This is a genomic window from Kitasatospora sp. NPDC034533 (assembly GCF_055575155.1).
On the sequence record NZ_JBVITE010000024.1, the window covers coordinates 1 to 2962 of the forward strand.

Below are 2962 nucleotides of genomic sequence, written 5' to 3' on the forward strand. Positions count from 1 at the left end.
ACGTCGATCGTGGTGAAGTCCCGGCGCACGCGGGCGGTTTCGGCGATCACATAGGCGTCCCGGGCGTCGCTCTTGGCCTCGCCCCGGTAGGCACCGGACATGCGGTTGACGGTCCGGCCGGGCACGTAGACGGGCTTCTGCCCGTGGGCCGCGAGCAGGGCCAGCAGCAGCGCGGAGGCCGTGCCGGAGATGTCCACCGCCCAGGCCACCCGGTCGGCCAGGCCGAGGATCTCGCCGATCGCGGTCAGGATCGCCGACTCGTCGTTGTCGATCTTCCGCGACCACAGGGTCGTGCCGGTGTCGTCGACCACGGCCGCCCAGTGGTGGCCCTTGCCCGCGTCGATGCCGGCCCAGACCTGGTCCCGCTGCTTGCTCACTCGCCCCTCCGCTCCGCGCTGCCTGCTTCGCCGTCGGCCCGAGGAACACCCCGCCGTCAGCTCCGTAAACAGCGTTCGGAACGCAGATCTCAATCAGCAGCCAGGGCGCCCCGGAGAGCCGGACGGCCACTCCTTGGGAGCCACCAAAGGCAAGCCGCCATCAGCCACATCCGGCCCTCCTGGGCCGCCTAACAACTTACGGAGCCCGTCATGGCCGTACGCCACCTCATCTCCCTCGAAGACCTCACCGACGCCCAGCTGCGGTCCCTGGTGGCCCGGGGCGCCGAGTTCGCCGCCGGAGCGGGCGGCGCCGACCGCCCGCTGGCCGGGGCGATCGCCGGCATCTACTTCCGCAAGACCTCCACCCGGACCAGAACGGCCTTCTCCTCGGGCGCGCTGCGGCTCGGCGGGCAGATCATCGGCTACGGACCGGACGACCTCCAGCTGAACACCGGCGAGACCACCGAGGACACCGGCCAGGTCTTCTCCCGGATGCTGGACGTCCTCGTCGCCCGGACGGCGGGCGAGACCGCCGAACTGCGCGGCTGGGCCGACCAGGAGCGGATGTCCGTGGTCAACGCGATGAGCGCGGACGAGCACCCCACCCAGGGGCTGACCGACCTCACCACGCTGCTGCGCCGGTTCGGCCGGATCGAGGGCCTGCGGGTGCTCTACGTCGGCGAGGGCAACAACACCGCCGCCGCCCTCGCCCTCGGCCTGATGCGCTACCAGGGCGTCGAGTTGGAGCTGCGCACGCCGGAGGGCTTCGGCCTCGCGGCGGACATCCGCGCCAAGGCGCTCGCCCGCGCCGAGCTGAGCGGCGCCCGGCTGACCGAACGGCACGACATGGACGGCGTCCCGGCCGACCAGGACGCGGTCTACACCTCGCGCTGGCAGACCACCGGCACCTCCAAGGCCGACCCGCTGTGGCGGGAGAAGTTCGCGCCGTTCCAGGTCACCACCGGCCTCTGGGAGTCCAGCCCGAAGGCCGCCTTCCTGCACGACCTGCCCGCGCACCGGGGCGAGGAGGTCACCGCCGAGGTGCTCGACGGGCCGGCCAGCATCGCCTTCGACCAGGCGGCCAACAAGATGTACAGCGCCATGGCCGTCCTGGAGTGGTGCTACCGGGGCGAGCGCGAGGCCGCGGCGCGATGAGCCTGCTGGAGGCCGGGGCGCCGCGGACCACCGCCTCCGCCGCCGGACCGCTGCGCCGCAACCGGGACTTCCTGCTGCTGTGGATCGGCGCGGGCGTCTCGATGCTCGGTCTGCGGGCGGGCACCGTCGCCTACCCGCTGCTGGTGGTCTGGCAGGGCGGCTCGCCGGTCGCCGCCGGGCTGGTGGGCTTCGCCGGCGTCCTGCCGCAACTGCTGGTGCAACTGCCCGCCGGGGTCGCGGTGGACCGCTGGGACCGGCGCCGGGTGATGATCGCCTGCGACCTCGCCGGCGTGCTGGCCATGGGCTCCGTCGCCGCGATGGTCCTGGCCGGCGGGCTCTGGCTGCCGCTGCTGATGGCCGCGGCGTTCGTCGAGGGCAGCGCCGCCCTGATGTACCGGCTGGCCGAGCGGGCCGCGGTGCGCAACCTGGTGCGGCCCGAGCAGCTGTCCGCCGCGCTGGGGCAGAACGAGGCCCGCGGCCAGGCCGCCGGACTGCTCGGCGGCCCGGCCGGGAGCGGGCTGTTCACCCTGGCGGGCTGGCTGCCGTTCGGCTTCACCGCGCTGGCCCACCTCGTGGCGCTGGGCACCCTGCTGTTCATCCGCAAGGACCTCCAGGAGGCCAGGCGGGCGGCCCCCCGCCGGCTGCGGACGGAGGTCGCGGAAGGGCTGGGCTGGGTCTGGGAGCAGCGGTTCATGCGGGCCGCGGTGGTCCTGATCGCCGGCAGCAACCTGCTCTTCCAGGTCCTCTCGCTCGCCCTGGTGCTGATCGTCCGGGAGCACGGCGGCTCACCGGCGACGATCGGGCTGATCGGCATGGTCGCCGGGATCGGCGGGGTGGCCGGGGCGCTGAGCGGGCCCTGGTTCATGAAGCGGCTGCCGATGTCGGTGATCGTCTGCGGCACGCTGACCGCCTGGACGCTGCTGGTGCTGCCGGTCGCGTTCACCGCGCGGCCGGTGCTGCTCGGGGCCCTGTGGGCCGGGCTGAGCTTCGCCGGGGCCCTGGTGAACGTCGTCGCCGGGGTCCACCAGGTGCGGGTCACCCCCGACGCCCTCCAGGGCCGGGTGACCAGCGTCTTCGCGCTGGCGGGCTCCGGGATGAACGCGGCCGGGGCCCTGGCCGGCGGCTTCCTGCTGGCCGCCTGGGGCACCGGGCACACCGTCGTGGGCGTGGCGGCGGCGATGGCCGCGATGGCCGTCGGCGCGCTGCTCAGCCCGGCGATCCGGACCAGCGGCCGGGTCGCGGCCGCGGAGGAGCAGGTGCCGGAGGGCGCCGGGTAGATCACCACCGCACCGCCGGAAGGGGGGGGGGGGGGGGGGGGGGGGGGGGGGGGGGGCCGGGGGGGGGGGGGGGGGGGGGGGGGGCGGCGTCACGCTGCCCGAGATAGACACACACCCATACGACCCCCACACGAAAGCACGGACATGCTAGCA

The 2962-nt window shown here is 74.4% G+C and carries 3 protein-coding genes; 2 read left to right on the top strand and 1 reads right to left on the bottom strand.

The features are described 5' to 3' along the window. Positions 1-377 (bottom strand): IS110 family transposase (locus ACZ55U_RS18625; RefSeq protein ID WP_465527216.1); only part of this gene is annotated, 377 nt, incomplete at its 3' end. Between the two features lie 210 nt (positions 378-587). Here ACZ55U_RS18625 and ACZ55U_RS18630 point away from each other — a divergent pair. Together ACZ55U_RS18630 and ACZ55U_RS18635 are read left to right on the top strand one after the other, a co-directional pair. Further along, the gene (locus ACZ55U_RS18630) at positions 588-1532 is read left to right on the top strand and encodes an ornithine carbamoyltransferase (RefSeq protein WP_465527217.1); all 945 of its coding nucleotides are present in this window, start codon (positions 588-590) and stop codon (positions 1530-1532) included. Next, positions 1529-2809, top strand: coding sequence for an MFS transporter (locus ACZ55U_RS18635; protein WP_465527218.1), 1281 nt, complete (start codon positions 1529-1531; stop codon positions 2807-2809). The genes ACZ55U_RS18630 and ACZ55U_RS18635 overlap by 4 nt, the downstream gene beginning before the upstream one ends. The last annotated feature ends 153 nt before the right edge of the window (positions 2810-2962 follow it).

What these genes read in the sequence shown, in the direction of transcription:
- ACZ55U_RS18630 (WP_465527217.1), top strand. Translation starts at nt 588, where the DNA reads ATGGCCGTACGCCACCTCATCTCCCTCGAAGACCTCACCGACGCCCAG.
- ACZ55U_RS18635 (WP_465527218.1), top strand. Translation starts at nt 1,529, where the DNA reads ATGAGCCTGCTGGAGGCCGGGGCGCCGCGGACCACCGCCTCCGCCGCC.